This window comes from Curtobacterium sp. 9128 (assembly GCF_007673775.1).
Lineage (GTDB): Bacteria > Actinomycetota > Actinomycetes > Actinomycetales > Microbacteriaceae > Curtobacterium.
Genome location: NZ_VEAF01000004.1, coordinates 176,088 through 201,899, shown reverse-complemented (window position 1 = coordinate 201,899; position 25,812 = coordinate 176,088). Strand labels below are relative to the sequence as shown.

Sequence of the window (25,812 nt, the reverse complement as noted above, 5' to 3'; positions counted from 1 at the left end):
GACGCGGCTCAGAACCGCACGTGGTCGGCCGCGAACGCCTTCGCGACGTCGGCGGCGATGGCCTGCTGCCCGACGGCCGTCGGGTGGACGTCGTCGGACTGCATCCACGCGGGGTGTCCGCGGAGCGGCTCACCGATGTCGACGTACTGCCCGCCCTCGCGGTGGATCGCCTTGCGGAGCGCCTTCGAGATGACGGCGAGCTGCGCCGGTGGCGCGTCCTGGTTCCAGATGGCGCTGAGGCCGACCAGGTGGGCATCGGGGAGCTGGCGGTGCACGTCCGCGACGACCTGGTTCGTGGCGCTGCGGATCCCGGCGTCGTCCATCCCGAGGTCGTTCGAGCTCGCCTGCACGAACACGACCCGCGGCCGGAGGTCCACGGCGCGTTCCACGAGCGTCCCGTAGGCGCTGGCGCAGTCGTCGGTGTCCCCGAGCGCGGCGACGCCGGCACCGTCGCAGGACAGGTTCGTCAGCGCCCAGTGGTGCTCGTCGGCCAGGAGCGCCGGCCACGCCTGCGCCGTCGTCAACCCGTGGCCGCCGCTGATCGAGTCCCCGATCACGACGATGCGTGCGTGCTTGGCCTGGTCCCACGGTCGGGACGGCGCACGGTGCGTCGCAGACGGGGTCGGCGCGACGGAGGGGTCCTCCGAGCACGCCACCAGGGCGAGCACAGTGGCGGTCACCAGCAGGGCGGCCAGCAGGGAGCGGGGTCGGGTCCTCACGCGCTGGAACGGTACGCGCCTCGACCCACACGGAGCGCGTGGGTGCGTACCCCGTCCGCTTCCGGTGCGCTCAGACACCGACGGGAGGCTCGGCTCGGCCCCGGCGGGCCGGCCCCGGCGGGCGCGCCCCAACAGGCGAGGAACGAGGTTCCACGACTCGCCGCGCGCTGTCCCTCCGGGTTCCACGACACACCCGTGCAGCGCGCCGAGGTTCCGTAATTGTGGAACCGCGGCGGGGCTCGGCGGGCGGGCCGCGGGCGACGCCCCAACGCACGAGGTTCCACGACTCGCCGCACGCTGTCCGTCCAGGTTCCACGACACACCCGTGCAGCGCTCCGAGGTTCCGTAATTGTGGAACCTCGGCGGGGCGGGGCGGGCGCGCGGGGCGGGACGAGCGGGTCAGGCGTGGTGGAGCTCGACGCTGCCGGCGATGTCGCCGGGGTCGTGCAGGCGGGCGTGCTGCAGCACCGTGCGACCGGGACCGACCGCCGCGGCGACGATCGACAGTGTCGCGAAGTGCCCCTCCGGCTCGACGGCGTCCCGCAGGATCGCGTCGGGGTCGTCGGCGGGCAGTGCGGCCGACTCCGCGAGGACCCCGAACCAGGGGCTCCACCCGTCGCCGGCGTCCGCGCCCGTGTCCGCTGCCCGGAGCTCGTCGAACGGTGCCAGTGCGGGCGGTCCGCTCGGGGCGGCGGCCGCGCGGAAGGACTCCAGCCACCGGCCGATGCGCGGCGCTGCCGGGTCGTCGGGTTCGCCGTGCGTGACCATGTGCACGCCGGGGCCGAGCTCGGTCGTGCGGACCTCCGCGCCGTCCCACGAGACGACCGAGGCGCCGGTCGCCGTCGCGCGGACGAGGTTGAAGGCCCGGGTCGTCGGTGCGTGGTCCTGGTCGGGCAGTGCTCCCTGCAAGGCGTCGAGGGGCAGCACGCCGCGGGTGGTCCACGTGCCGTCCGTCGCGGGGACGTCCTCCCACCGGTTCAGCACGACCGCGAGCCCGGCGTCGTCCGAGGCCGCCAGCCACGCACCGCCAGCTTCACGGTCACGGACCCCGCGGAGCCCGGGGTCACGCTCGGGCCACCACGCCGCCGGCGGGTCCCACGGGCGGGTCGGCGACTCGTCGCGCATGGCGAGCACGGTGACGGGCCACTCCGAGCCGGGTTCGACGCGAACGACGACGGTGCACATGGCGCCGATCCTGCCATGCGCGGCCGAGCGGCACCCGTCCACCGGAGAGCGCGCAGCCCCGGAGCGCTCCCGGGTAGCGTGGCGGCGTGAGCACCGCATCCGAGCAGCGCAGGACCGTCGTCGTCGGCATCACCGGGGGCATCGCCGCCTACAAGGCCGTGCAGGTCGTCCGCGGGTTCGTGCGGGCCGGCTACGACGTGCACGTCGTCCCGACCGAGGGCGCGCTCCGGTTCGTCGGCCTCCCGACGCTCGAGGCGCTCAGCCGGAACCCCGTCGCGACGAGCGTGTTCGACGACGTCGCCGAGGTACGCCACGTGGCCCTCGGCCGTGCCGCGGACCTCGTCGTCGTCGCCCCGGCCACCGCGGACTCCCTCGCCCGGATGGCCGCAGGACTCGCGCCCGACCTGCTCGGCACGACGCTCCTGGCGACCGAGGCCCCCGTCGTCGTGGCCCCGGCGATGCACCCGCAGATGTGGGAGCACCCGGCGACCCGCGCCAACCTCGCCACGCTGCGCAGCCGCGGGGTCCACGTCGTCGGCCCCGAGGTGGGCGCCCTCACCGGCGACGACGCCGGCATCGGCCGGATGTCGGAACCGGACGACATCGTGGCGGCCGCCCTGGCGGTCCTGGACAGGACGACGACGGCTGGCCGGTCCGCCGGGGCCGAGCCGGGCCTCCCGTCCGAGCGCCCGACCGGTGCACGCGGCGAGCGCGGCGACCTGGCCGGGGTGCGCGTGGTCGTCAGCGCCGGCGGGACCCGTGAGCCGTTCGACCCCGTCCGCTTCGTCGGCAACCGCTCGAGCGGTCGGCAGGGCGTCGCACTCGCGGCCGCAGCGGCGGCCCGTGGCGCCGAGGTGACCCTGGTGTCGGCGAACGTCGAGGCCGGGCTGCTCGCCGGACTCGACGCGCGGATCGTGCAGGTGGGCTCCGCCCTCGAGCTCGCGGACGCCGTGCACGCGGCCGCGGCGGAGGCGGACGTCGTCGTGATGACCGCCGCGGTGGCGGACTACCGTCCGGCCGAGGTGCTCGCCGAGAAGCTCAAGAAGGACGCCCAGGGTGACCGGATGACGCTCGAACTCGTGCGGAACCCGGACGTGCTCGCGGACCTCGTCGCCGGGCGGCGCACCGGGCAGGTCGTCGTCGGGTTCGCGGCGGAGACCGAGCCCGACCAGGCGGCCCGCATCGAGCTCGGCCGGGCGAAGATCGCGAGGAAGCCGGCCGACATGCTCGTGGTGAACCGGGTCGGCTGGTCCGAGGGGTTCGAGCGCGAGGAGAACGCGATCGAGGTCCTCGTCCCCGGCGGCGAGGTGGTGCGGACCGCCTCTGGCACGAAGGCCGAGGTGGCCACGGTCGTCCTCGACCTCGTCGCGACCGCCCTGACCTGATCGTCGGGGCCCGCGACGGGCGAGCCCGCCGGCTGGCGGGTCGCTGGGAACAGGCGTCGGCACCCGGGCCACGATGGGCGCATGGGACGACGTTCAGCACGCGCCAGACGCGCCGACCGGACGGCGGCGTTCCTCGCCGTCGTCCTCGGCGGCGCCGGCGTCACGCACTTCCTCCGCCCGCGCGGCTACGACCGGATCGTGCCGCGGGGTCTGCCGCCGCGCACGACGACGCTCGTGTCGGGGGTCGCGGAGCTCGGCATCGCGGCAGGGCTCGCGGTCCCGGCTACGCGCCGGGCGGCTGGGATCGCGGCCGCGGCGCTCTTCGTCGCGGTCTTCCCGGCGAACCTCACGATGGCCAGGGACCTGCTCGACAGTCCCCGGTCCTCGCGCACGATGCGGATCGTCTCCGTCCTGCGCCTCCCCCTGCAGGCTCCGCTCGTCTCCTGGGCCCTCCGCGTCGGTCGGTCCGCGTCACGCCGGTGACCGGCTCGCTCGCGGAGCGGGCGGCAGCGCCGCTGGCGCACCGCGCGGTCACCGTGCACGCGTGGGAGGACGTCGTCTTCGCGCACTGGCGTCGCGAGCCGGAGGCACTCGCGCGGTTCGTGCCGCGCGGGACCCGTCCGGACGTCGTCGACGGCAGCGCGTGGGTCGGACTGACGGCGTACGTCTTCCGCGAGACACGGGTGCCGCCGTTCCCGCCGTCGGGTCGACTCGGTTCGATGACCGAGGTGACGATCGAGGTCCTCACCGTCGACGACCGCGGCCGTCACGGTGTCACGTACCGCACCGTCGACACGGCGAACGTCCCGGCGATCGTCGCGGCACACGCCCTGCTCGGGGTGCCGTACACGTTCGCCCACGCCAGGGGGAAGCGCCGTGGCGACACCCTGCGGTACCGGTCGGTGCGGCACCCGGACCGCCTGGGGCGTGCGCGGCCTGGAGGCTCGGGGCGGCCCCGCCACGCCGCCTCCGTCCGCGTCGCGGTCGGCTCCCCCGTCTCCTCGCCGCTCGCCGCCGACCTCACCACCCGCGTCGGCATCCACGCCCGGCAGTTCGCGCAGACGGTGTTCTGGCAGCGACAGCACCCGCCACTCGCGCTGCGGTCCGCGCACCTCGAACGGCTCGAGGGTGACCTGCCCGACGCCGTCGGCATGCCGGGGCTGTTCGACCGGGCACCGGACTCGCTGCTCGTGCTCGACGCGACGACGGTCCGCTACGGCTGGGGGGACGTCGTCCGATGACCGCGGCGGACCCCTTCGACCTCGAGCGGTTCGTCCGCGCCCAGGACGGCGTCGTCGACCAGGCGATGCAGGAGCTCGAGCGCGGCCGGAAGACCTCGCACTGGATGTGGTTCGTCTTCCCGCAGCTCGCCGGGCTCGGGCGGAGCGCGACGGCCCAGCGGTACGCGGTCTCCGGCGTCGACGAGGCTCGCGCGTACCTCGAGCACCCGGTGCTCGGGCCGCGCCTGGTCCGCGCCGCCGCGGTCGCCGCCGCTGCCCCCACCCGTTCCGCGGAGGACCTCCTGGGCGGCATCGACGCGGTGAAGCTCCGTTCCTCGATGACGCTCTTCGCCGCGGTCGCGGTCGATCCCGAGCCGTTCACCCGCGTCCTGGACCGGTGGTGGAACGGGTCGGGCGACCCGATGACGGTCGCGCTCCTGTCCGGTACGTGACGCGGTCGGAACCGAGCGCAACGCCGTTCTCATATCAGGTATCGTCATCGATGCGTCCGCACCGATCTGCCGTGGCGGACTCCCCGAACCCGAAGGACACCCCATGCCGGTCCCCAGCAGCGCCCCCACCGAACACCAGCTGCTCCGCGACACCGTCCGCCAGAAGATCCACGAGGCGATCATGGACGGCACGCTGGAGCCGGGCGAACGCCTCAACGACGACGAGCTCATCGCCTGGCTCGGTGTCTCGCGCACCCCGATCCGCGAGGCCCTCAGCCAGCTCGCACGCGCCGGGCTCATCGAGATGGCACCGAACCGCTACACCCGCGTGACCACCCCGGACCCCGCCGAGGTGATCGAGGCGCTGCAGACCCTCGGCGTGCTCTTCGGCGGCGTCGTCCGCCTGGCGGTCCCGCGGCTCGGGGCCCCGGCGCGGAAGAAGATCCTCGCCGCGCTCGACAAGACGATCACGGAGCTCGAGGCCCACGACGTCACCGCCGTGAACACCGACGCGCTCGGGACGTTCGCCCTCTACGTCGAGGAGTGTGGCAACGACAACCTGCGTCGCGTCTGCTCGGACACGATGGACGGTCTGGCGTTCCGACTCCGCCTGCCGAACCTCGACGAGCTCGTCGACTGGGACCGCATGACCGAGGACTTCAAGCGGCTGCGGGCCGCCACCGAGAGCGGGGACAACATCGCCGCCGAGCTCGCGACGGAGGCCATCCACCAGCTCCCCGGCGAGAAGCGCTGAGCCGCACCGTGCCGCTGGTGCACTGAGCACCCGTACAGGAACCGCCCGTTCCGTCGACCGGGGCGGGCGGCTCCCTGGTTCCGGCAGCACCCCTGCACCCTCCCAGGAGCGCCGCTCGACACCCCGGTAGCATCGCCAGGACATCCCGACGACGACGGCGGAGCAGCACATGAGGCAGGACCACCCGGAGCAGCAACCGGGGCAGATGGACCGCACCGAGGTCGCCGCGCGGCTGGCCGCCGCAGTGGGCCGCATCAACCGTCGGGCGCGCAGCGACTCCGCCTCGCTCGGGTACGGGATCGTGTCGGCGCTCGCGACCATCCAGCGCCACGGACCCCTGCGCCCAGGCGACATCTCGCGGATCGAGGTCGTCACGAAGCCCACGATGACCCGCATCCTGACCGAACTCGAGCAGCGCGGATTCATCGCCCGCGAGGCCGACCCGACCGACGGCCGAGCGTTCAAGGTCAGCGTCACCCCCGAGGGGATCGCCGCGGTCGAGGCAGCACGGAACCAGCGCACCGGGATCGTGGCCTCGCTCATCACCGACCTCCCCTCCGACGACCTCGACGCCATCGCCAACGCCCTCGGCGCGCTCGAGCGGGTCGCCCAGGGCGAGGTCTCCCAGGAGGATCCCAGCTCCTGACGGCGATCCGGTCGGATCAGCGGCCGGACGACCGGGTGGACGGACGGTTCTGCCAGGTGCTCCGGACGTCCTGCTCAGGGTCGTCGGTCATCGTTGCCGCTTCGCCGACGCGACCGCCGCCCCACACGGCAGGTCGGACCGTGCGGACGGACGGGCCCCACACCACCGTCCGGTCTCCACCGGCTCACGGTGCCCTCTCGCGACGACGCAAGCGCGCACGCACGAACCGCCGACCACCGGAATCGATGACAGGACAGCACCCCGAAACCCCGACCGACACGACCCCCACCACCCGCCGAGCGGCACTGGACTCCCCCGGTCGCCGGATCCGCCGCGTGCTCCGCCGCCGAGGCGTCCTCATCGCCAGCGGGGCGGCCGTCCTCGCCGTCGCCGGTGGCGCCCTCACGGTGAGCACGCAGCCCGCACTCGCCGAGGCCGTCGGCGTGCAGACCGCCAGCCCCGGTCCTGCGCTCAGCGGCGCGGCACTCGACCGTGCACAGGCCGCCGCGACCGTCGTCACGGCACGCACGGTGCTCGCGAACGCGAACGACAAGACCGACACGGCGGCGCTCGAACGGGACATCACGTCCCTGACGAAGGCGTCGCAGCGCTCCGGCGGCACCCTGACCGAGCGCATCGCCGCGACCGTCGACACCACCCAGGACGTCGCGCAGGCCAGTGCGGACCAGGACAAGCAGGACGCCGACGCCCGGGTCGCAGCAGCGCAGGCCGCAGCCGCGCAGGCCGCGGCGGACCGGGCCGCTGCCGACGCCGCAGCAGCGGCCGCAGCGAAGGCCGCCGCGAACACACCCGCGGGCGCGAAGGCCACCGCGAGCGCTCTCGCCGCATCGCAGTACGGGTGGGGCGCGGCACAGTTCCAGTGCCTGAACAGCCTCTGGACCAAGGAGTCCGGTTGGGACTACCGGGCGCACAACCCGTCCGGAGCGACCGGGATCCCGCAGGCGCTGCCCGGGTCGAAGATGGGCACGATCGCTCCGGACTGGGCCGACAACGCGACCACGCAGGTCACGTGGGGGCTGCAGTACATCAAGGCCGCGTACGGCACGCCGTGCGCGGCGTGGAGCCACTCGCAGGCGACGAACTTCTACTGATCGACCGTCACGGCGACGCGGGACCCGGCTTCCCCGGGGCCCGCGTCGTCGTGTAGGCATGCACGGTGACGACGATCGGACTCCGCCGCATGTGGCCACGCGACCCCGGCGAGGGGCACCGCGCCGCCAGCCCCCTCGAGCTCCTCTTCGACCTGGTCTTCGTCGTCGCGGTGGGCTTCGCCGCGATGAACCTGCACGAGATCGAGGCCGAGGGCCACGTCACCTCCGCCATCGCGTCGTACGCCTTCGTGTTCTTCTCGATCTGGTGGGCGTGGCTGAACTTCTCGTGGTTCGCGACGTCGTTCGACACCGACGACTGGCTGTACCGGGTGATGACGTTCGTGCAGATGGGCGGCGTGCTCGTGCTCGCCGCCGGGGTCGGACCGGCGATGCGGGACGGGGAGTACTCCGTCGTCGTCATCGGCTACGTGGTGATGCGGCTCGCCCTCGTCGGTCAGTGGATCAGGGCGGCCGTCTCCTCGCCGCGGTACCGGTCCACGGCGCTGCACTACGCCGTCGGCATCACCGTCGTGCAGGTGCTCTGGGTCGGCATGCTGGCCACGCCCGCCGGATGGCCGCGCGTGATCGCCCCGGTGCTCGTCCTGTTCGAGGTCCTCGTCCCGATCTGGTCGGAGTCCCGCGCCGAGACCACTCCCTGGCACACGCACCACATCGCCGAGCGGTACGCGCTGTTCACGCTCATCGTGCTCGGCGAGGGGCTCGTCGCGTCCGCGAACGCGGTCATCGACGGACTCACCCACGCCGACCACCTGGGACCACTGCTCGTCCTGGCCGCCAGCGGGCTCGTCATCGTCGCCGGCCTGTGGTGGGTCTACTTCTCCCGCGAGCAACACGCCCGCATCCGCGGACTCCCGAGCGCCCTGCTGTTCGGCTACGGCCACTACGTGGTGTTCGCCGCCGCCGCGGCGATCCCCGCGGGCATCGAGGTCGCCGTCAGTGCGGACGCGGGTCGGGCGGACATGTCGGACGCCGGCGTCGCCGCCACCGTCGCGGTCCCGGTCGCGCTGTTCGTGGCGGCGGTCTGGGCACTCGCGCTGCGGCCGTCCCTCGCCCTGCGGTGGAACGTCACCGTCGTGGGGCTGGTCCTCGCGGTGCTCGCGACGATCGCCGTGCCGGAGGCGTCGCTGGTCCTGACGGCGCTGCTGGTCGCCGCGACCGTCGTGGTCCTCGAGGTCGCGGACTGACGGGGCCACGCCGACGCGGACTCCTCCCCCGGACGACGTTCAGCCGACGCGGACTCCCTGCGCTTCGACGCTCGGCCGACGCGGACTCCCTGCGGTTCGACGCTCAGCCGACGCGGGCGACGCGGACGTCGATCCTCGTCAGCGCGAGCGCGTGCCGGTCGGCCTCGGCGACGGCGGCATCGTGCACCGCTCGGGCGACGCGGGGCGCCGGCACGACGCCGTCGGTCCCGATCACCACGCGGAGCTCGCCGTCATCGACGACGATCCGCGGCGTCGGCTCCGTCCCACGGACCCCGCGGATCGATGCGATCGCGCTCTCGATCGTCGGCATCGCCCGGTACAGCTCCGCGACGCCGGGGACCGCCAGGACCGCGGTCTCGATCGCGGCGAGCGCGCCGGCGGCGGGCAGGCCGGCGCCGGGCAGGTCGGAACCGGGCAGGTCGGAACCGGGCAGGTCGGAACCCCGCGGTCCGGCCTCGCGCGGTCCACCGGCGCGGGTGTCCTCGACGTCACTCATGCGTCCTCCTCCATCGTCTCGATCAGGTCCCGGACGACCACGTCGATCGCCTCCACCACCAGGTCCGTCTGTTCCCGCAAGGCCGCGTCCACCGCCAGCCGGACGAGGTCCGCGGTCGCCGGGATCGAGGGCCCGACGACGATCGCCACCTCGACCGACACCCGGACGGGTGCGGCGAGCACCGTGACGTCCCCGTCGATCGAGCACCGTGCGACGACGATGCCGGGGACCGAGTCGCCGGCCCGGCGGACCAGGGACCGGATCGCGCCCTCCGTCATGACGAGGTGCTCGGACGGCGCCTCGGTGCGGAGCGGGACGTCACGTCCGGAGCGCGCCTCGATCGAGATGTTGGCCAGGACACCGCCGATCCACGAGTCGTCGGCCGGTGCCTCGGCGCGGGCTGCGGCCTCGAGCGAGCCGAGCGTCGCCTGCCGGAGCCGGATGATCGCCGCGAGCGCGTTCTGGCACGCCGGGGAGTCGTCGATGCTCGGGTCCGCCGGACGCATGCCCGCGTCGAGGTAGTCGGCGAGGTCGTCGATCGAGTGCCCGTCGAGGTCCTCCGGCTCGAGCGCCGCGAGCGTCTGGCGGTTCACCTCCAACGGGTCAGGTGCGTCGGTCATCGCCATCCCTCCATCAGCTGGATCATGTTCTTCCGGGCCCGCGAGAGGAGCCCACGGACCGTCGACAGCGGCACGTCGAGCTCCTCCGCGATCTCCTCGTAGCGGTACCCGAGCGCCTCCTTCATCAGCCAGCAGCGGCGCTGCGCCTCCGGCAGGGACGCGAGTGCAGCCTCCACCGCGTGTTCGCGGTCACGCGCCTCGGCGACCCGTTCCGGTGCACCGTCCGACGGCGCCTCGATCTCGAGCTCGGTGACGTCGTCGTGGTGCCGGCGCGCCCGGATGCGGTCGAGGCACTTCCGACTGAGGATCCGCATGAGCCACGCCTTGACGTGCGCGTGGTCCTCGAGCGCGTCGAGTCGGTTCCAGGCGGTGATGAACGTCTCCTGCACGACGTCGTCGAGCTCGTCGGTGGACCCGAGCGTGCGGCGCGCGTACGCCCGGAGCAGGGGCGTGTGCCGGCGGATGAGCACCTCGAAGGCGCGGACGTCGCCGTCGGCGGACCGGCCCGCGAGGATGCCGTCGTCGAGGTCGGCGAGTGGTGTCCGGTTCGGTGGATGTGACACGGTCCCCTTCTACTGGTCGTGGGTGCACGATGCCTGCGGATGCGTCGTCCGCCCCGTGGTGAGACGCACCGCAGGGCCGGTTCGTCACGCATCGGCCCGGCTGCGGCATCCTTGAGGGCATGTCGCTCGTCACCGCCGTCTGCCGCGTCGACCACCTGCTGCCGGACTCCGGCACCATCGGGGTCACCGCGATCGACAAGCGTCCGGTCGACGGGCCGGTCCGCGTCCGTCCGCTCGGTCTGTACGCCGACGTGCAGGCGGACCGCAAGCACCACGGCGGCGAGGACCAGGCCGTGTACGCGTACGCCGACGAGGACGCCGACCACTTCGCGGCGCTGCTCGACCGGCCCGTGCCCGCCGGCCTGTTCGGTGAGAACCTCCGGACCTCCGGCCTCGACGTCACCGGGGCGGTCACCGGCGAGCGCTGGCGGATCGGGGCGACCCTGGAACTCGAGGTGACCATCCCGCGGATCCCCTGTGCGACCTTCGCTCGTCGGATGGGCGTGCGGGGGTGGGTGAAGCGGTTCGCCGAGGAGGGCCGGCCCGGCGCCTACCTCCGGGTCGTGAAGTCCGGACCCGTGTCCGCCGGTGACGCCGTCACGGTGCTGCACCGTCCCGACCACGGCGTGACGATCGGAGCCATGTTCGCCGGGTTGACGGTCGAGCAGGCCGAGGCGGTCCTGTCCAGCACGGCGCCCATCGCGCCGAAGGTGCGTCGGGACGTGACGAAGGTCCTCGCGCGACGGACCTGACCGGACGGTGCGTGCGCGGGACGACGCGGCCGGACCAGGCGACCGGGTGAGCCCGGTACGCTCCCCGCGTGGGGGAAGCCGTGCTCGTGACCGTGATCGTCGCCGCGACCGTCCTGTCCGTGGTCGTGGTGCCACGGGTCCGACCGTCCGCGGTTCCCCCGCTCGCCGAGGACCCCGGACGGCGCCGCTCGGGAGTCCTCCGGCACCCGGGGACGTGGCTCGGCGTGGTCGTCGCCCTGTTCCTCGGCAACCAGCTCTTCGTCGTCGCCTTCGTCGAGCAGGCCTGGCACGGTGATCCCGGTCGTGTCACGCGGTACCTGCCGCCCGGGTGGTTCGACCTCGCTGACATCGGCTCGCTCGCCGCGGTGCTGCCGGCCTGGCCCTGGACGGTCCTGCACGTCCAGGCGGCCCTGGAGCTGCCGTTCGTGATGCTCGCGTACCTGCTGGTGGGGCGCTGGTGCGGACCCGACGTCGCCGCCCGCGTGCTCGCCGTCCGGTGGCTGGTGTCCGGGGCGTTCACGGTGACCTTCTGCCGCATCGAGCTCGACCTGGCGAACCCGTGGACGCCGATCGACGTCGTCGTCCGGGTCGCATCGGGGATCGTGACGCCGCTCCTGCTCGGCGGCCTCACCGCCGGACGCGCACGCCCGTCCGGCCTGGTGCCCCTCGCCCTCTCGGCCGGTGCGCTCGGATGCCTGGTCCTCGCCGTGTACGACGTCGCCACCCTGTACAACTCCGCGCACCTCGTCCGGTGGCTCCCCGTGGTGACGGTCGCCGGCGTCGTCCTGACACTGAGTCGGTGGTGGGCGCACCGCGACCGACGTCCGGTCGGCCCGGTGATGGCGTCGGCGACGCGGTCGGTCGGCTGGTTCGTGGCGCTGTTCGCCGTCCCGTCCCTCGCCCTGCGTTACGGCATCACCTTCGGCGCCCGACCGGTGGCCCTCGTCGCCGGGGCGGTCCTGGTCGGGCAGAGCCTGTGGCTCGGCTGGGACCGTGGACGGCTCCGCGCGCTGGTCGCGGTCGCCGCGATCGCGTCGGTGGCCGCTGCGGCGTCGTTCCTCGCCGCGGGAGCCGTCGTCACCCGTGGCTTCCCGGAGGGACGACTGCTCGCGGCCGCCGTGGCGTTCGTGCTCGCCGGAGGCGCGACCGGTGTGCTCCTCGACCGCCGTCACCGTGCGCGGACGACCGCGGACCCACGGCCGTGATGTCCGCTGCCCGTCAGTCGCCTGTCACGCGGAAGCGCACCACCTCGACGACGTCGGCAGCGCCCAGCTGTGGGTAGTGCCCGGCGAGCCCGTCGCGCAGTGCCGCCACCGAACCGACGCCCTCGTCATGAGCGTCGCGCTCGTCGATCTCCGCGACGGGCTTCGCGGTGACGGACTCGATCACCGCGTCGACCCGGGCGAACCCCGCAGCGTCCTCGTCCTCGAACACGAACGTCGTCGGGCCCACCCCCTGCGGGTCGCGGAACCGGATCGTCGCCGTCTTCCGACCGGCGAGCACGTCGTCGCGGTACCGTCCGCTGAACCGCACGACCCGACTCGCGCCGGCGTCCGGCCAGTCGTACGCGCCGGGGAGCAGGTCGCGGACGGGCGTCCCGACCGGATCGTCCTGGCCGGGCATGAGCACGAGCACCTGCGGTTGGAGGTCGAGGAGCACCTGCCGGCACCGACCGCAGGGCGGGATGACGCCGCGACCGCGGTCGGCGACCGCGACGATGGTCATCACCGGGTCGTCCGACACGGCAGCGGCGGCGCCGAGCACCGCCAGCTCGGCGCAGGGACCGCCGGTGAAGTGCGACACGTTCACCGCGGTGTGGACACGTCCGGAGAGGTCCATCGCGGCGGCGGCGACGGTGTGGGCCGGGTCACCGCGCAGGCGACCGACGGCCTCCGTCGCGGCGTCGAGCACGGTCCGGTCGTTGCGCCACAGCATGGGTCCACCCTGCCAGTCCGGTCAGTCGGTGTCGTGGCGCCGTGCCGGGTCGAGCGGTCGTCGCGCTCGCGGCAGGCCGGCGACGACGAGTTCCCAGGCGTTGGCCACGAGGTCCTCCACCAGCGTCTCGTCGATCCCCGGCCCCGGGGCCAGGGTGATCCAGTGCCGCTTGTTCATGTGCCAGCCCGGCGTGATCTCGTCGTGGTCACGGACCAGGGCGGCGCCGTGCGGCGGCGCGCACTTCAGGTTGACGATCGGCACCCCGCGGAGTACCGACGTCATCACGAACATCTTGCCGACGACCTTGTAGACGAACGCGCCCTCGCCGAAGGGCTGGGTCTCCTCGGTCGCCGGCAGCGCCGACGCCGTCCGCGCGGCGACCTCGTGCAACGCCCTGCCGTCCATCGGACCAGCATGCCCCACTCCTCCGACGTCAGAGCGTCGGGACCCCCTCGTCGCCGGACCGCGGCCGCGCCGTCCCGGCGACCCCGGTCACGACGGACCATGCGGGCACGTCCTTCGTGACCACCGTGTTCGCCCCGACGACCGAGTCCGCGCCGACGGTGATGGCGCCGATGAGCGACGACCCGGCGCCGAGGACGACGCGGTCACCGACCGTCGGGTGCCGCTTCGCTCCGGGACCGTGCGCTCCACCGCGACCGCCCAGGGTCACGCCGTGGAACACGAGCACGTCGTCACCGACGACCGCGGTCTCCCCGATCACCACGCCCATCCCGTGGTCGATGAAGAACCGTCCTCCGATCCGTGCACCCGGGTGGATCTCGATGCCCGTGACCGCCCTGGCCGTCTGCGCCACGACCCGGGCTGCGAAGCGCGACCCGGGCAGTCCCTCGGCGATCCACAGACGGTGCGCGAACCGGTACGCCCAGATCGCGTGCAGGCCGGAGTAGACGACGGCGTTCTCGAGGTCGCCACGTGCCGCGGGGTCGCCTCGACGCGCCGCGGCGAGGTCCTCCCGGAGCGTCCGCAGCACGCCTCGTCGGCGAGGGGTCACGCAGTGAGTCCCTCGAACAGCACGGTCGACAGGTAGCGCTCACCGGTGTCGCACACGATCGCGACGATGCGCTTGCCGGCGTTCTCCGGGCGCGCGGCGATGGTGAGCGCCGCGTGGATGATCGCGCCGGACGAGATGCCGGACAGGATGCCCTCCTGCGTCGCGAGGTCGCGGGCCACCCGGAGCGCATCGTCGAGCTCGACGTCGAACACCTCGTCGATGACGGACCGGTCGAGCACCTCCGGGACGAAGTTCGCGCCGATGCCCTGGATCTTGTGCGGACCGGCCTTGCCCTCGGTGAGCAGCGGCGAGTCCTTCGGCTCGACGGCGACGATCTGAACACCGGGCACGCGCTCCTTGAGCACCTGCCCGACACCGGTGATGGTGCCGCCGGTCCCGACCCCCGCGACGAACACGTCGACGTGGCCCTCGGTGTCGCGGAGGATCTCCTCCGCCGTGGTCCGACGGTGGATCGCGGCGTTCGCGGCCGTCTCGAACTGGTGCGCGAGGATCGCACCCGGCGTCTCCTCGACGATCGACGCGGCCTTCGCGACAGCGCCCTTCATGCCCTCCGACCCCGGGGTGAGCACGATCTCGGCGCCGTACGCGCGGATCAGTGCGCGGCGCTCGACGCTCATCGTCTCGGGCATCGTGACGACGACCCGGTACCCACGAGCGGCGCCGACCAACGCGAGGGCGATGCCGGTGTTCCCGGACGAGCCCTCGACGATCGTGCCGCCGGCCGTGAGCTCGCCGGACTCCTCGGCCGCGTCGACGATCGCGACGCCCAGACGGTCCTTCACGCTCGCGCCGGGGTTGTAGAACTCGAGCTTGGCGAGGACCTCGGCACCGCCCTCGGCCGGGAGACGGTTCAGCTTCACCAGCGGGGTGTTGCCGAACGCCTGCGAGATGTCGTCGTAGATGGTGCCGCTCATCGGTTCCGTCCTCACTCGGTCGAGCCCACGCGGCCATCCCCGGCGGCGTGGCGTGCGAAGTGATCCTAGCCACCGGACCCCGTGCGGCCCTGTCTGTGACGTCGCGGTGCTACCCCGCGAACGCCGTCCGGGCGAACCGGTCGTCGGTGGCCTCGAGCACCCGGAGGACGTTGCCGCCCGCCAACGCCTCGAGGTCGCCGGCACCCCAGCCCCGGCGGGACAGCTCCGCGGCGAGCACCGGGTACCGGGAGACGTCGCGGACGTCCGGCGGCAACACGGGCGTGCCGTCGTAGTCGCCGCCGATCCCGATGTGCGCCATCCCGGCGACGTCGCGCGCGTGCTCGACGTGGTCGGCGATGTCGGACACCGTCACGAGCGGGCCGTCGCCGACGGAACCGGCTTCTTCCCAGTCAGCCCACGCCCGCGAGACGAACTTCGGTACGAACGTGATCATCACGACGCCGCCGTTGTCCGCGAGCCGCCCGAGCACGTCGTCGGGCACGTTCCGCGGGTGGTCGTCGACGGCGACCGTGGACGAGTGGCTGAACACCACCGGCCGGGTCGCGACGTCGAGGGCGTCCCGCATCGTCGCGGGTGCGGTGTGGGAGAGGTCGACGAGCATGCCGATCCGTTCCATCTCGGCCACGACCTCGCGCCCGCGGTCGGTGAGGCCACCGTGTGCGCGCGCCCCGGTCGCCGAGTCGGCCCACGGCGTGTCGTCGTTGTGCGTCAGGGTCATGTAGCGGACGCCGAGCCGGGCGAGGGTCCGGAGGACGGCGAGGTCGTCCCCGATCGAGTGCCCACCCTCGGCGCCGAGCAGCGAGGCGATGCGCCCGGAGTCGACCGCCACGCGGACCTCGGCGGCGGTGCGGGCGAGTGCGAGGTCGTCCGGGTGGCGCTCGATCATCCGGTGCACCAGGTCGACCTGCTGCAGCGTCGTCCGCACCGGATCGGGGTCGTCGGCGGGGACGAACACCGACCAGAACTGCCCGACGACGCCGCCGGCCCGGAGCTTCGGGATGTCGGTGTGCAGCGACGACTCCTCGGTGTCGATGCCCTCGACGTCGGACCCGTGCGACTCCCGTCGCTCCCAGGGGAGGTCGTTGTGGCCGTCGATCACCGGGAAGCGCAGCGTCATGAGGACGACGCTACAGCGCCCCCGTGAGGGCCATCAGCCCCAGGCTCGACCCGGTCACCACCAGCCAGAGCACGAGCCCGAGGACGAGCGGTCGGAACCCGGCTCGCCGGAACCCGGCGACGTCGGTGGACAGGCCGATCGCGCTGAGCGCCACCGTGATGAGGAACGCCGCGACGGTCGAGATCACGGGGTGCACGGGTCCGGGGAGCACCCCGGTCGAGTTCACGGCCGCGGCGATCACGAAGCCGACGAGGAACCAGGGGACGAGCTTCCACACCCGACGGACCGACCACCGGCTCGCCGGGGCCACGGGCTCCGTGGAGGCCCCGCCGAGCCGCGCCGCGGCGGCGTCCCTCCGCCCGACGAGCCACGCCAGCCCGAGCACGATCGGGATGATCATCAGCGTGCGGACGAGCTTCACCACCACGGCGAAGTTCGCCGCCTGGGTGCCGTACGTGCTCGCCGCGGCGACCACCGAGGACGTGTCGTTCACGGCGGTCCCGGCGAACAGTCCGAACGCGTGCTGGCTCATCCCGAGCGCGTGCCCGACGACGGGGAAGACGATCACCGCGGCGATGTTGAACAGGAAGATCGTCGAGACGGCGTAGGCGACCTCGACCGACACGGCGCCGATGACCGGTGTCACGGCCGCGATCGCCGAGGCACCGCAGATCCCGGTCCCGACCCCGATCAGGGTCCGCAGGTTGCCGACGACGCCGAGCAGACGGCCGACGCCCCACGCGGCGAGCAGGCAGACCACGAGGGTGCCGAGCATGACGGGCAACGACTCCACGCCGACCCGGGCGACCTCGGCGAGCGACAGCTGGGCGCCGAGCAGGACCACGGCGAGCTGCAGGACGAACTTGCTCGCCGTCGTGATGCCGGGCTTCAGCACGTCGGCCGGCCGACGGACCATCCCGACGACCGCACCGAGCACGACGCCGCTCACGGGCGCGCCGACGACCGGCAGGAACCGTCCGATGACGGTGGCGACCACGGCGATGCCGGTCGCGAGCGCGAGACCGGGGGCGAGCCTCCTGGCGGTTTCCGTGGTCGACGTCACGCGACCATCTTGCCCTGCGGCAGGATCGCAACATGACCGTCGTGTTCCGCATCGTGACCGAGCTCGACGCGCCGCCCACGCGGGTGTTCGCGCTGTCGCTCGACATCGGTGCGCACGAGCGGTCGATGGCGCGCACCGGGGAACGTGCCGTGGCCGGCACGACGTCCGGGACGATCGGCCTCGGCGAGACCGTCACCTGGCGCGCGCGGCACCTCGGGGCCGTCTGGCGGATGACGAGTCAGATCACCGTACTGGAGGCTCCGCACCGGTTCGTCGACGAACAGGTGCGCGGTCCGTTCGCCCGGTTCCGGCACGAACACCGGTTCGGACCGTCGGCTCGCGGCACCCGGATGGTCGACGAGGTCGCGTTCCGGGCACCGCTCGGGCCGCTCGGGTTCCTCGCCGAGCGGATCGTCCTCGCGCGGTACATGCCCGCCCTGATCCGGGCGCGGAACGCGTCCCTCGCCGCGGAACTCGGTGCGGAGCAGACGGGCTGACCCCGCGGCCGCCCGTCCCTCAGGACCCGGCGAGCTCCCCCAGCGTGTCGTACGCCGCGGCCACGGCATCGACGTGCGCCCGACCGGCAGGACCCGCGGCCTCGTACACGTCGTTCGCGATCGCAGCGACCACCGCGAACATCGCCGCGAGCGAGTCGAACGCCGACGGGGAGTCCACCGGGCAGAGGACCGTCGTGGCGGCCGGCGCCGCGATCACGGCTGCCGTCGGGTCGCCGAGCACGACGACGTCCGCGCCGGACGCCACACAGTGCCGCACGAGCCGGTCGACCCCCGCCGCGTGTCGGCGCACAGTGACGACGACGACGAGGTCGCGGCGGTCGAGGTCGGCGACCTCCTCGCCGAGCCGCTGCCCCGGAGCGGGGCCGATGCGGACGTCCGGCCGGACCTGGGCGAGCTGCGCGCGGAGCTGCAGGGCGACCGGGTGCGCGCCGCGCTCCCCGAACACGAGCACCCGTCTGGCACGCATGACGCGGCGTGCGAGCCGCGGCCGGTCCGCGCGCGCCAGCGACGCGAACGCGGCGTCGAGGTTGCGGGACTCGACGGCTCGCTGGTCGACGTGCGCGGCGTCCTCCGCGGCCCACGGCAGACCGCTGCCCCGGGCGGACATGAGTTCCTGCCGCACCTCGGCGGCGTCCTGGAACCCGAGGGACCGCACCAGGCGGGAGACCGTCGCCTTGGAGGTCCCGGACTCGGCCGCGAGCTGCGCGGAGGTCCCGAGGAGCAGGAGCTCGGGGTCGTGACGGACCATGGCGGCGACGCGGCGCTCGGCCGGGGAGAGCCGTTCCCACACGGCGTCGATGCGTCCGCGGACGTCGGGCTGCGCCCCGGTCACGACGCGGCTCCGTGCGGACCGTCGACGATGGGCCGGCCCGGAGCCTGGTGTCCGGCGGCGAGGTGCTCGACCGCGGTGACGAGCGCGTCGAGCCCGAGCGCGACGTCGGCGGCGGAGACGAACTCGTCCGGGTGGTGGCTGATGCCGTCCGGGTTCCGCAGGAAGAGCATCGCGACGTCGGTGACGAGCCCGAGCGACATGGCGTCGTGTCCGGCGCGGGAGAAGAGCTCGAGCGGCTGCCGCTCCCCCGTCGCGACGATGCCGGCGCGGACGGCGGCCGTCAACCGCGGCGCGCAGAACACCGCCGGCGCGCGGTGCACCTCGGTCGGCTCCACGCTGACGCCCCGGCGCTCGCCGATCAGCGCGAACGCCCTGGTCAGTTCGTCCCACACGCGGTCGCGTCCCTCGTCGAACTCGCCGCGGAGGTCGACCGAGAACCGCGCGAGCCCGGGGACGACGTTCACGGCGCCCGGTTCGACCGTCATCGTGCCGACCGTGCCGACGTGGTGCGCGTCACGGCAGATCCGCTCGACGGCGAGCGCTGCCTCCGCCGCGGCGAGGAGCGCGTCGTGCCGGCGCTCGTACGGGGTGCCGCCGGCGTGCCGTGCCTCGCCGACCGCCTCGACCGTGAAGCGACGGGCGCTGGCGATGCTCGTGACGACGCCGAGTGCCTGGTCCGCCTGCTCGAGGTACGGTCCCTGCTCGATGTGCGCCTCGAGGTAACCGACGAGCCGCGACGCGTCGACGGCCGCGTCGCCGACGCGTGCGGGGTCGAGCCCGAAGTCGGTGAAGGCCTGCCGCAGCGTGACCCCGTCGGCGTCGGTGAGGTCCCACCAGGCGTCGTCCCAGACCCCGGCGACCGCGGAGGACCCGAGGAGCGCCTTGCCGAACCGGGTGCCCTCCTCGTCGGAGAACGCGATGACCTGGACCCCGAACGGCAGCGCTCCGCGCTCGTCGCGGAGGCGTGCGACCGCGGCGATGCCCATGAGCACCCCGACGACTCCGTCGTAGCGACCGGCGTCGACGACGGTGTCGAGGTGCGAGCCGATCAGCAGCACCGGGGCGTCCGGTGTCGCGCCGGGCACGCTGCCGTGCAGGTTGCCGGCATCGTCCTGCCACGTGGTCATCCCGGCGTCCTGCATCCACCGCGCGACGATCGTGTTCACCCGGGCGTGCTCGGGCGACAGGTAGACGCGGGTGATGTGCCCGGGCGTCGCGGAGACCGTGGCGAGCTCGTCGCACCGCGCGACGACGACGGACGCGTCGGCGGTCGCACGCGCACTCGCCAGGAGGGACCCGGCCGTCATGCGCGCACCGCGGGCGAGTCCGCGGCGGCGAACGTGTCGAGCGCCGCGTCGACGCCGCCGCCCTGCGGGACCGGGTGCCCGCCCCGTCGGAGGGCCTGTTCGAGCGCGGCCAGTGTGGTCACGACGGTGTCCTTCCGGGCGTTGTAGCCCATGGTGCCGATGCGCCAGACCCGGCCGTGCAGCGGGCCGAAGGACGTGCCGATCTCGATGCCGTGGTCCTCGAGCATCGCCGTCCGCACCTGGTCGCCCACGACGTCCGAGGGGATCTCCACCGCGACGACGTTGTGCATCTTGTGCGCGACGTCGCCGAAGACCTGCAGCCCCAGGGCCTGCACCCCCTGGAGCATCGCGCGACCGGCGAGCTCGTGTCGGGCGATCGCGGCGTCGCGGCCCTCCTCGAGCAGGATCCGGGCGCACTCGTGCGCGGCGTAGAGCATGGACGCCGCCTCGGTGTGGTGGTTCAGGCGCCGGGGGCCCCAGTAGTCGAGGATCATGGCGAGGTCGAGGTAGTTCGACCGGATCGGGTCGTCGGAGACCTCGTCACCCGGTTCGCGGATGCCGGCCTCGACGCTGCGTCGACCGTCGAGCACGGCGACGGCGCGCGGCGACAGGGTGAGCGGGGCGCTGCCGGACGGACCGCCGAGGCACTTCTGCAACCCGGCGCTCACGACGTCGATACCCCACGCATCGACATCGAGCGGGTTGCCGCCGACCGTGGCGGTGGCGTCCGTGTAGAACAGCACGCCGTGCCGCGCACAGATCGCCCCGAGCTCGTCGAGCGGCTGGTTCATCGTCGTCGAGGTGTCGCCCTGCACGACCGCGAGCACCTTCGGCTGCACCCTGACGATCGCGTCCTCGATCACCGAGGTCGGGAACACCTGCCCCCACGCGGTCTCGATCGTGTGGACCTCGGCGCCGGCCCGTCCGGCGATCTCGGTGAGCAGGTGTCCGAACCGGCCGAACACCGGCACGAGGACACGGTCGCCCGGCGCGAGGAGGGAGACCAGCGCCGCCTCGATGCCGGCGCGGGAGGTGCCGTCCACGAGCACCGTGGCGTCGTTGTCGGTGCCGAACACGCGGCGGTACAGCGCCTGGGTCTCGGTCATGGTCGCCGTCATCCACGGGTCGTACTGGCCGACGAGCGGCGTCGACAGGGCGCGCAGCACGCGCGGGTCGGCGTCGATCGGCCCCGGTCCCATGAGGAGCCTGGTGGGTGGGTTCACTGGCAGCATCGGTACCTCCGTTCCAGCGACGAGCGTACCGGAACGCTCGTCACAGCAGTGTCTCCGCGAGCGCGAGGAGCGCCCGGTCGGACCGGGCCGGTCCGACGAAGCAGACGCCGACGGGCGCGCCGTCGACGGTGAGCAGGGGCGCGGAGACGGCGGGCAGACCGCCGATGCCCGCCACCGCCGTCATCCGGAGCGTCGCCGCCCGGGTCTGGAGCACCGCCTGGTCGGTGGCGGTCCGCGACGGTGCCGGTCCCGGCACGGTCGGGAGGCACAGCACGCCTCCGCCGAGCACGTCACGGACCCGTCGACGCAGCTCCACGAGCCGCGCCCGCGCCGTCGACTCCTGCTCCGCCGTGACGGTGGCAGCTGCGGCGAAGCGCGCGGCGACGTCGGCGCCGAGGGCACCGGGGTGCGCCTCGACCCAGGCGCCGTCGTTCCGCCAGGCCTCCGCCGCCTGCACGACGCGGAGGGTCTCGGCGAGGTCGTCGAGGTCGGGCAGGTCGACCCGGCGCACGGTCCGACCGGAGGCCCCGAGCCAGGTGGCGAACGCCTCGTGGGTGTCCGGTTCGACGGCGTCGAGGAGCGCGTCGCTCACCAGCAGCGCACCCTCGTCGACCTCGACACCCGGGCCGGGGACCGAGATCGCGGCCGCCGCGGCGAGCACCGACGCCGACCGGGCGACCCACCCGACGGTGTCGAACGTCTGCGCGAGCGGCAGGAGGCCGTCGCGCGGGACCGTGTCGTGCGTGGTGCGGATCCCCCAGAGCCCCTGGTACGACGACGGCACACGCAGGCTGCCCGCCGTGTCCGTGCCGAGGCCGAGGTCCGCGAGGCCGAGCGCCACCGCCGACGACGAGCCCGAGGTCGAGCCACCGCCGATCCGGGTCGGGTCGGCACCGTTCGGTGGGGCCCCGACGTGCGCGTTGCGTCCGGCGAGGGCGTATGCGAACTCGTCCGTGCGGGCGATGCCGGTGACGACCGCGCCGGCGTCGAGCAGCGTCTGCACCGCGGACGCCGACTCCGTCGACACCGGGGCGTCGCGTTCCCAGGTCGGGTTGCCGGCGCCGACGACGTGGCCGCGCACCGCGAAGAGGTCCTTCACGGCGACGCGGACCCCGACGAGCGGACCGGTGGCGGCACCGCGCACGAGCGGGTCGCCGACCACCCGCCAGATCGAGCGGTCGAACGCCCTCGGCCGACCCGTCACGTGGGCGGTCCGGATGCGCCAGACCCCGTCGGTGCGGCACCAGAGCTGGGTCTGCAGGCCGCGGCCGCCACCGACGAAGTGCGACTCGCCGACGACCAGGGCGTGGTCGACCGCGAGCTGCTGGACGTCGACGGCCACGACGGTCCGCCGTGCGACGCCGCCGCGCCCGGAGCGGAAGGCGCTGATCGCGTCGTGGCCGCGGAGCAGACCGGCGTCGTCGCCGCGGAGCGTCCCCGGCCCCGGCTCGAACAGCGCGTCGAGCACCGCGGTGTCGTCGTCCATCAGGGCGTCCTCGTACGCCGTGAACGCCCGTTCGAGCCCGTCGGGCCAGACGCCGTGCACGATCACGCCGTGACCTCGTCGAAGTCGCGCTTCCGGATCGTCGCGTGGGCGCCGCACACCAGGTCGACGACCTGCGAGATGCGGAAGTCGGTCGCGGCGCTGAGGTACGCGTACGCGATGTGCTCGTCGACGCCCCAACGCGCCCGGAGCAGGGCGATCGCCGCGCGGACGCAGCGCCGGACGGCCTCGTCGAGGTCCTCGTCCATGCCGGTGGGCACGAGGTGGTCGGTGGTCTCCGCGATCGGACCGACGAGCGCGCCGAACTGCCCGAGCGCCGCGTCCCGCCGCACCAGGTCGAGCCGGAGCACCAGGCGGAGCGACGCCTCCATCGCGGTGAGCGCCACCTCACCGTCGCCCTGCGCGAAGTGCGGGTCGCCGACGTAGACGCCGGCGCCCGGGACGAACACCGGCAGGTGCAGCGTCGCCCCGGCCGTGAGCAGGGCGATGTCGACGTTGCCGCCGTGGGGACCAGGCGGCACCGAGTGCGGGCGCTCGTCGGTGTCCGGCGTCACGCCGACGATGCCGGGGAACGGCCGGAGCGGGAACGTGATCGTCCGCGGACCGCCCTCGACGACGGGCAGGCGGCCGTGGTCGACGCCGTCGCGCAGCACGACGTCGGCGAACACGGAGACGGACTCCTCGGCGCGCGGGAGCTCTCCGGGCAGGGCGCCGCGGCCGTGCCGGTTCGAGATCACCCCGTACGGCACACGCGGCGTGGCCTCGAGGACCGTCACGGACACGACGTCGCCGGGCTCGGCGCCGTCGACCGCGATCGGCCGGGACACCACGTGCGGCCCGTCGGCGGGGTCGCGCGTGAGCACCCGCGTGATGTCGACCGCGTCGGCGAGGACGTCCGAGGGGTGCACGCCGTGCCGGCCGAAGAACGCGACGGGGTCTGACCCCTGGTCGGCCAGGATGCCCTCGTGCGAGACGGTGTCCACCGTCACCACCGATCCCGGCGCGACGGTGCGCACCGGGGCGTCCGTCCTGGACGGCAACCGTCCCCACAGGACGTCGTCCGGGGTCGATCCGAGGAACGCCTCAGCCACGGGTCACCAGCTCCCCGGCCACGCTCGTCGCGGTGACCGGTTCGCCGCGCAACCAGGTCTCGGTGACCCGGCCCCGGGCCTCCAGTCCGGCGTACGCGGACACCGGGTTGCGGTGTGCGAGCCCGGCCACGTCGATGACCTCCGTCGCGGTCGGGTCGAACACCGCGAAGTGGGCGAGCGCGCCGGGGGCGATGCGACCGCGGTCGGCGAAGCCGGCGAGCGCCGCCGGCCCGGTCGTGAACCAGGGCAGGACGTCCTCGAGGCCGAGCCCGCGTCGCAGCGCCTCGGTCCAGACGGCACGGAACCCGACCTGCAGCCCGGCGATCCCACCCCAGGCGAGACCCCAGTCGTCGACCTTGAGGTCGGCCGTGGAGGGCGAGTGGTCCGAGACGACCATGTCGATCGTGCCGTCCAGGAGCCCCTGCCAGAGCGCGTCCCGGTTCGCGTCGTCGCGGATCGGCGGACAGCACTTGAACTCGGTGGCGCCGTCGGGGATGGTCGACGCCTCGAAGGCCAGGTAGTGCGGGCAGGTCTCGACCGTGATGCGCACGCCGTCGTCCTTGGCGGCGCGGATCATCGGCAGCGCGCCGGCATCGGAGAGGTGCAGGACGTGCACGCGGGCGCCGGTGGCGCGGGCACCGTCGACGACCCGCGCGATCGCGGACTCCTCGGCTGCCGGAGGCCGGGTCGCCAGGAAGTCCCCGTAGTGACCGCCGAGGGCGCCGTGCGCGACGAGGTGGTCGGGGTCCTCCGCGTGCACGATGAGCAGGGCGTCGACGGCCGCGACCTCCTCGATCGCCCGGCGCAGCTGCGCCGGCTCGAGGTGCGGGAACTCGTCGACCCCGGACGGCGCGGTGAAGCACTTGAAGCCGAAGACGCCGCGCTCGTGCAGTGCGTCGAGCGAGCCGAGGCTGTCCGGCACCGCGCCGCCCCAGAACCCGACGTCGACGGCGACGCGGCCCTCGGCGCTCGCCCGCTTGACGTCGAGCGCCTCGACGGTCGTCGTCGCGGGGATCGAGTTGAGCGGCATGTCGATGATCGTCGTGACCCCGCCGAGCGCCGCGGCGCGGGTGGCGGACGCGAAGCCCTCCCACTCGGTCCGCCCCGGCTCGTTGACGTGCACGTGCGTGTCGACGAGGCCGGGCAGCAGGACGTGGCCGTCGGGGACGACGTGCACGTCCTGGTCGGTGTCGGCGTCGAGCGACAGCACGTCGGCGATGCGGCCGTCACGGACCACGACGGTCGCCGGTCGGAACGCGCCGTCGATCCACGCGCGCTCGGCGCGGAACGCGGTCATGCGGCGACCTGCGCAACACGCTCGAACGGTGCGAGGACGCCCGACATCGGCTTCGGCGGTGGCGACGCGTACTCGCCGTGCTTGCCGGTGGTGAGCCCGAGCCGGACGAGCGACTCGGCGAGCACCGTCGCGGCGGCCACCCCGTCCACGACCGGCGCACAGATCGCCCGGGACACCGCCGCGCAGAAGTCGGCCATGCCCGCGCAGCCGAGCACGACCGCGTCGGCGCCGCCGGCGACCACGGCTCGGCACTCCTCGATGACGGTCGCCCTGGCGTCGGAGGCCGGGTCGTCGAGTGCGAGCACGGGGACCTCGCAGGCGCGCACCTCGGTGACGAGCGGCGCGAAGCCGTAGCGGTCGGCGAGCTCGTGTGCCCGGCCGACGGTCCGTCCGAGCGTCGTCACGACGCCGAAGCGCCGGCCGAGCATCGCCGCGGCGTGGAACCCGGCCTCGGCGATCCCGATCACCGGACCGGCAGCGAGTTCCCGCGCGGCGTCGAGCCCCGGGTCACCGAAGCACGCCACGACGTACGCGTCGACACCGTCGGCCTCCCCGATCGCGACCTGCTCGAGGACCCCGGGGACGGCGAGGGCCTCCTCGTAGTGACTCTCGATCGATGCGGGTCCCATCCGCGGGTGCACCGCCTCGACGATCGTCCCCGGAGCGGCGACGGCGGCCGCGGCGGCACCGATCGTGCGGGTCATGGCGGCGGTGGTGTTCGGGTTGACGACGCGGATGCGCATCGGGGTCCTTCCGGTGGTGCGGGTGCTCGGGGTGCCGTGGGTCGTGCTGGTCGTGCTCGTCGTGCAGGTCAG

At 73.8% G+C, this 25,812-nt stretch carries 29 protein-coding genes; 11 read left to right on the top strand and 18 right to left on the bottom strand.

Annotation, left to right across the window (positions count from 1 at the left end; genetic code table 11):
• Positions 1–8 precede the first annotated feature (8 nt).
• Positions 9–719 carry an SGNH/GDSL hydrolase family protein gene (locus FS641_RS09800; RefSeq protein ID WP_186317681.1) on the bottom strand — a complete coding sequence of 237 codons (711 nt, stop codon included), beginning with the start codon at positions 717–719 and terminating at the stop codon, positions 9–11.
• 399 nt (positions 720–1,118) lie between these two features.
• Positions 1,119–1,904, bottom strand: coding sequence for an NRDE family protein (locus FS641_RS09795; RefSeq protein ID WP_186317680.1), 786 nt, complete (start codon positions 1,902–1,904; stop codon positions 1,119–1,121).
• A gap of 86 nt (positions 1,905–1,990) precedes the next feature.
• On the opposite strand from FS641_RS09795, the gene FS641_RS09790 reads away from it, so the two are divergent.
• From FS641_RS09790 to FS641_RS09755, 8 genes are all read left to right on the top strand, one after another.
• On the top strand, positions 1,991–3,289 hold the full coding sequence (locus FS641_RS09790; protein ID WP_144763265.1) for a phosphopantothenate--cysteine ligase family flavoprotein: 1,299 nt from the start codon (positions 1,991–1,993) through the stop codon (positions 3,287–3,289).
• A gap of 81 nt (positions 3,290–3,370) precedes the next feature.
• Positions 3,371–3,772, top strand: a complete 402-nt coding sequence (locus FS641_RS09785; RefSeq protein ID WP_144763263.1) for a hypothetical protein — start codon at positions 3,371–3,373, stop codon at positions 3,770–3,772.
• Positions 3,769–4,530: a YqjF family protein gene (locus FS641_RS09780; RefSeq protein WP_186317679.1), complete on the top strand. Its 762-nt coding sequence runs from the start codon at positions 3,769–3,771 to the stop codon at positions 4,528–4,530. The genes FS641_RS09785 and FS641_RS09780 overlap by 4 nt, the downstream gene beginning before the upstream one ends.
• Positions 4,527–4,961 (top strand): DUF1810 domain-containing protein, encoded by a 435-nt coding sequence (locus tag FS641_RS09775; protein ID WP_144763259.1) that lies wholly within the window; start codon positions 4,527–4,529, stop codon positions 4,959–4,961. The genes FS641_RS09780 and FS641_RS09775 overlap by 4 nt, the downstream gene beginning before the upstream one ends.
• A 103-nt stretch (positions 4,962–5,064) precedes the next feature.
• Complete coding sequence (locus FS641_RS09770; RefSeq protein WP_144763257.1) at positions 5,065–5,715, top strand: GntR family transcriptional regulator; 651 nt, start codon at positions 5,065–5,067, stop codon at positions 5,713–5,715.
• A 169-nt stretch (positions 5,716–5,884) separates the two neighbouring features.
• Positions 5,885–6,361: a MarR family winged helix-turn-helix transcriptional regulator gene (locus tag FS641_RS09765; RefSeq protein ID WP_144763255.1), complete on the top strand. Its 477-nt coding sequence runs from the start codon at positions 5,885–5,887 to the stop codon at positions 6,359–6,361.
• Between the two features lie 335 nt (positions 6,362–6,696).
• The gene (locus FS641_RS18440) at positions 6,697–7,473 is read left to right on the top strand and encodes a hypothetical protein (RefSeq protein ID WP_260855770.1); all 777 of its coding nucleotides are present in this window, start codon (positions 6,697–6,699) and stop codon (positions 7,471–7,473) included.
• 65 nt (positions 7,474–7,538) lie between these two features.
• Positions 7,539–8,678 (top strand): low temperature requirement protein A, encoded by a 1,140-nt coding sequence (locus FS641_RS09755; RefSeq protein WP_260855769.1) that lies wholly within the window; start codon positions 7,539–7,541, stop codon positions 8,676–8,678.
• A gap of 103 nt (positions 8,679–8,781) precedes the next feature.
• Here FS641_RS09755 and FS641_RS09750 read toward each other — a convergent pair whose 3' ends face one another.
• From FS641_RS09750 to FS641_RS09740, 3 genes are read right to left on the bottom strand one after another with little or no spacing between them, the layout of a single operon-like run.
• On the bottom strand, positions 8,782–9,195 hold the full coding sequence (locus FS641_RS09750; protein ID WP_144763253.1) for a hypothetical protein: 414 nt from the start codon (positions 9,193–9,195) through the stop codon (positions 8,782–8,784).
• Positions 9,192–9,815, bottom strand: a complete 624-nt coding sequence (locus FS641_RS09745) for an Asp23/Gls24 family envelope stress response protein (RefSeq protein ID WP_144763251.1) — start codon at positions 9,813–9,815, stop codon at positions 9,192–9,194. Before FS641_RS09745 ends, FS641_RS09750 begins: the two co-directional genes overlap by 4 nt.
• Positions 9,812–10,378, bottom strand: coding sequence for an RNA polymerase sigma factor (locus FS641_RS09740; RefSeq protein WP_144763249.1), 567 nt, complete (start codon positions 10,376–10,378; stop codon positions 9,812–9,814). Before FS641_RS09740 ends, FS641_RS09745 begins: the two co-directional genes overlap by 4 nt.
• A gap of 119 nt (positions 10,379–10,497) precedes the next feature.
• On the opposite strand from FS641_RS09740, the gene FS641_RS09735 reads away from it, so the two are divergent.
• Both FS641_RS09735 and FS641_RS09730 read left to right on the top strand, forming a co-directional pair.
• Entirely contained in the window at positions 10,498–11,130 is a 633-nt protein-coding gene (locus FS641_RS09735) for an MOSC domain-containing protein (RefSeq protein WP_144763246.1), read from the top strand.
• 68 nt (positions 11,131–11,198) lie between these two features.
• The gene (locus tag FS641_RS09730; protein ID WP_144763244.1) at positions 11,199–12,335 is read left to right on the top strand and encodes a hypothetical protein; all 1,137 of its coding nucleotides are present in this window, start codon (positions 11,199–11,201) and stop codon (positions 12,333–12,335) included.
• A gap of 13 nt (positions 12,336–12,348) precedes the next feature.
• On the opposite strand, the gene FS641_RS18065 is transcribed toward FS641_RS09730, so the two are convergent.
• From FS641_RS18065 to FS641_RS09700, 6 genes are all read right to left on the bottom strand, one after another.
• Positions 12,349–13,065, bottom strand: a complete 717-nt coding sequence (locus FS641_RS18065; protein WP_186317678.1) for an ASCH domain-containing protein — start codon at positions 13,063–13,065, stop codon at positions 12,349–12,351.
• Positions 13,066–13,086: 21 nt separating this feature from the next.
• Positions 13,087–13,470, bottom strand: a complete 384-nt coding sequence (locus tag FS641_RS09720; RefSeq protein WP_144763242.1) for an MmcQ/YjbR family DNA-binding protein — start codon at positions 13,468–13,470, stop codon at positions 13,087–13,089.
• A gap of 28 nt (positions 13,471–13,498) precedes the next feature.
• Complete coding sequence (gene epsC / locus FS641_RS09715; protein ID WP_260855768.1) at positions 13,499–14,080, bottom strand: serine O-acetyltransferase EpsC; 582 nt, start codon at positions 14,078–14,080, stop codon at positions 13,499–13,501.
• Positions 14,077–15,015 carry a cysteine synthase A gene (cysK, locus tag FS641_RS09710; RefSeq protein WP_144763240.1) on the bottom strand — a complete coding sequence of 313 codons (939 nt, stop codon included), beginning with the start codon at positions 15,013–15,015 and terminating at the stop codon, positions 14,077–14,079. Before cysK ends, epsC begins: the two co-directional genes overlap by 4 nt.
• Before the next feature lie 109 nt (positions 15,016–15,124).
• The gene (locus FS641_RS09705; RefSeq protein ID WP_144763238.1) at positions 15,125–16,153 is read right to left on the bottom strand and encodes a dipeptidase; all 1,029 of its coding nucleotides are present in this window, start codon (positions 16,151–16,153) and stop codon (positions 15,125–15,127) included.
• Positions 16,154–16,163: 10 nt separating this feature from the next.
• Positions 16,164–17,216, bottom strand: a complete 1,053-nt coding sequence (locus tag FS641_RS09700) for a YeiH family protein (RefSeq protein WP_144763236.1) — start codon at positions 17,214–17,216, stop codon at positions 16,164–16,166.
• Positions 17,217–17,248: 32 nt separating this feature from the next.
• Between FS641_RS09700 and FS641_RS09695 the strand changes: the two genes are divergently transcribed.
• Positions 17,249–17,713 carry an SRPBCC family protein gene (locus FS641_RS09695; RefSeq protein ID WP_144763234.1) on the top strand — a complete coding sequence of 155 codons (465 nt, stop codon included), beginning with the start codon at positions 17,249–17,251 and terminating at the stop codon, positions 17,711–17,713.
• A gap of 19 nt (positions 17,714–17,732) precedes the next feature.
• Here the strand turns inward: FS641_RS09695 and FS641_RS09690 are convergent, their stop codons facing one another.
• Genes FS641_RS09690 through FS641_RS09660 form a run of 7 tightly spaced genes read right to left on the bottom strand, consistent with a single transcriptional unit; the run spans position 17,733 to position 25,740 of the window.
• A complete protein-coding gene (locus FS641_RS09690) occupies positions 17,733–18,566 on the bottom strand; it encodes a MurR/RpiR family transcriptional regulator (RefSeq protein ID WP_144763232.1) in 834 nt (277 codons plus the stop codon).
• Positions 18,563–19,873 carry an allantoate amidohydrolase gene (locus FS641_RS09685; protein WP_144763230.1) on the bottom strand — a complete coding sequence of 437 codons (1,311 nt, stop codon included), beginning with the start codon at positions 19,871–19,873 and terminating at the stop codon, positions 18,563–18,565. The genes FS641_RS09690 and FS641_RS09685 overlap by 4 nt, the downstream gene beginning before the upstream one ends.
• Positions 19,870–21,105 carry an alanine--glyoxylate aminotransferase family protein gene (locus FS641_RS09680; RefSeq protein ID WP_144763228.1) on the bottom strand — a complete coding sequence of 412 codons (1,236 nt, stop codon included), beginning with the start codon at positions 21,103–21,105 and terminating at the stop codon, positions 19,870–19,872. Before FS641_RS09680 ends, FS641_RS09685 begins: the two co-directional genes overlap by 4 nt.
• A gap of 40 nt (positions 21,106–21,145) precedes the next feature.
• On the bottom strand, positions 21,146–22,657 hold the full coding sequence (locus tag FS641_RS09675) for an AtzH-like domain-containing protein (RefSeq protein WP_260855767.1): 1,512 nt from the start codon (positions 22,655–22,657) through the stop codon (positions 21,146–21,148).
• Positions 22,654–23,700, bottom strand: coding sequence for an acetamidase/formamidase family protein (locus tag FS641_RS09670; protein WP_144763226.1), 1,047 nt, complete (start codon positions 23,698–23,700; stop codon positions 22,654–22,656). The genes FS641_RS09675 and FS641_RS09670 overlap by 4 nt, the downstream gene beginning before the upstream one ends.
• On the bottom strand, positions 23,693–24,997 hold the full coding sequence (allB, locus tag FS641_RS09665) for an allantoinase AllB (protein WP_144763224.1): 1,305 nt from the start codon (positions 24,995–24,997) through the stop codon (positions 23,693–23,695). Before allB ends, FS641_RS09670 begins: the two co-directional genes overlap by 8 nt.
• Positions 24,994–25,740: an aspartate/glutamate racemase family protein gene (locus FS641_RS09660; protein ID WP_144763222.1), complete on the bottom strand. Its 747-nt coding sequence runs from the start codon at positions 25,738–25,740 to the stop codon at positions 24,994–24,996. The genes allB and FS641_RS09660 overlap by 4 nt, the downstream gene beginning before the upstream one ends.
• Positions 25,741–25,812 lie beyond the last annotated feature (72 nt).

Coding starts and splice junctions, on each gene's coding strand:
- FS641_RS09795 (WP_186317680.1), bottom strand. CDS start 1,904: ATGTGCACCGTCGTCGTTCGCGTCGAACCCGGCTCGGAGTGGCCCGTC.
- FS641_RS09785 (WP_144763263.1), top strand. CDS start 3,371: ATGGGACGACGTTCAGCACGCGCCAGACGCGCCGACCGGACGGCGGCG.
- FS641_RS09775 (WP_144763259.1), top strand. CDS start 4,527: ATGACCGCGGCGGACCCCTTCGACCTCGAGCGGTTCGTCCGCGCCCAG.
- FS641_RS09770 (WP_144763257.1), top strand. CDS start 5,065: ATGCCGGTCCCCAGCAGCGCCCCCACCGAACACCAGCTGCTCCGCGAC.
- FS641_RS09765 (WP_144763255.1), top strand. CDS start 5,885: ATGAGGCAGGACCACCCGGAGCAGCAACCGGGGCAGATGGACCGCACC.
- FS641_RS09750 (WP_144763253.1), bottom strand. CDS start 9,195: ATGAGTGACGTCGAGGACACCCGCGCCGGTGGACCGCGCGAGGCCGGA.
- FS641_RS09745 (WP_144763251.1), bottom strand. CDS start 9,815: ATGACCGACGCACCTGACCCGTTGGAGGTGAACCGCCAGACGCTCGCG.
- FS641_RS09735 (WP_144763246.1), top strand. CDS start 10,498: ATGTCGCTCGTCACCGCCGTCTGCCGCGTCGACCACCTGCTGCCGGAC.
- FS641_RS18065 (WP_186317678.1), bottom strand. CDS start 13,065: ATGCTGTGGCGCAACGACCGGACCGTGCTCGACGCCGCGACGGAGGCC.
- FS641_RS09720 (WP_144763242.1), bottom strand. CDS start 13,470: ATGGACGGCAGGGCGTTGCACGAGGTCGCCGCGCGGACGGCGTCGGCG.
- cysK (WP_144763240.1), bottom strand. CDS start 15,015: ATGAGCGGCACCATCTACGACGACATCTCGCAGGCGTTCGGCAACACC.
- FS641_RS09705 (WP_144763238.1), bottom strand. CDS start 16,153: ATGACGCTGCGCTTCCCGGTGATCGACGGCCACAACGACCTCCCCTGG.
- FS641_RS09695 (WP_144763234.1), top strand. CDS start 17,249: ATGACCGTCGTGTTCCGCATCGTGACCGAGCTCGACGCGCCGCCCACG.
- FS641_RS09685 (WP_144763230.1), bottom strand. CDS start 19,873: ATGACGGCCGGGTCCCTCCTGGCGAGTGCGCGTGCGACCGCCGACGCG.
- FS641_RS09680 (WP_144763228.1), bottom strand. CDS start 21,105: ATGCTGCCAGTGAACCCACCCACCAGGCTCCTCATGGGACCGGGGCCG.
- allB (WP_144763224.1), bottom strand. CDS start 24,997: ATGACCGCGTTCCGCGCCGAGCGCGCGTGGATCGACGGCGCGTTCCGA.
- FS641_RS09660 (WP_144763222.1), bottom strand. CDS start 25,740: ATGCGCATCCGCGTCGTCAACCCGAACACCACCGCCGCCATGACCCGC.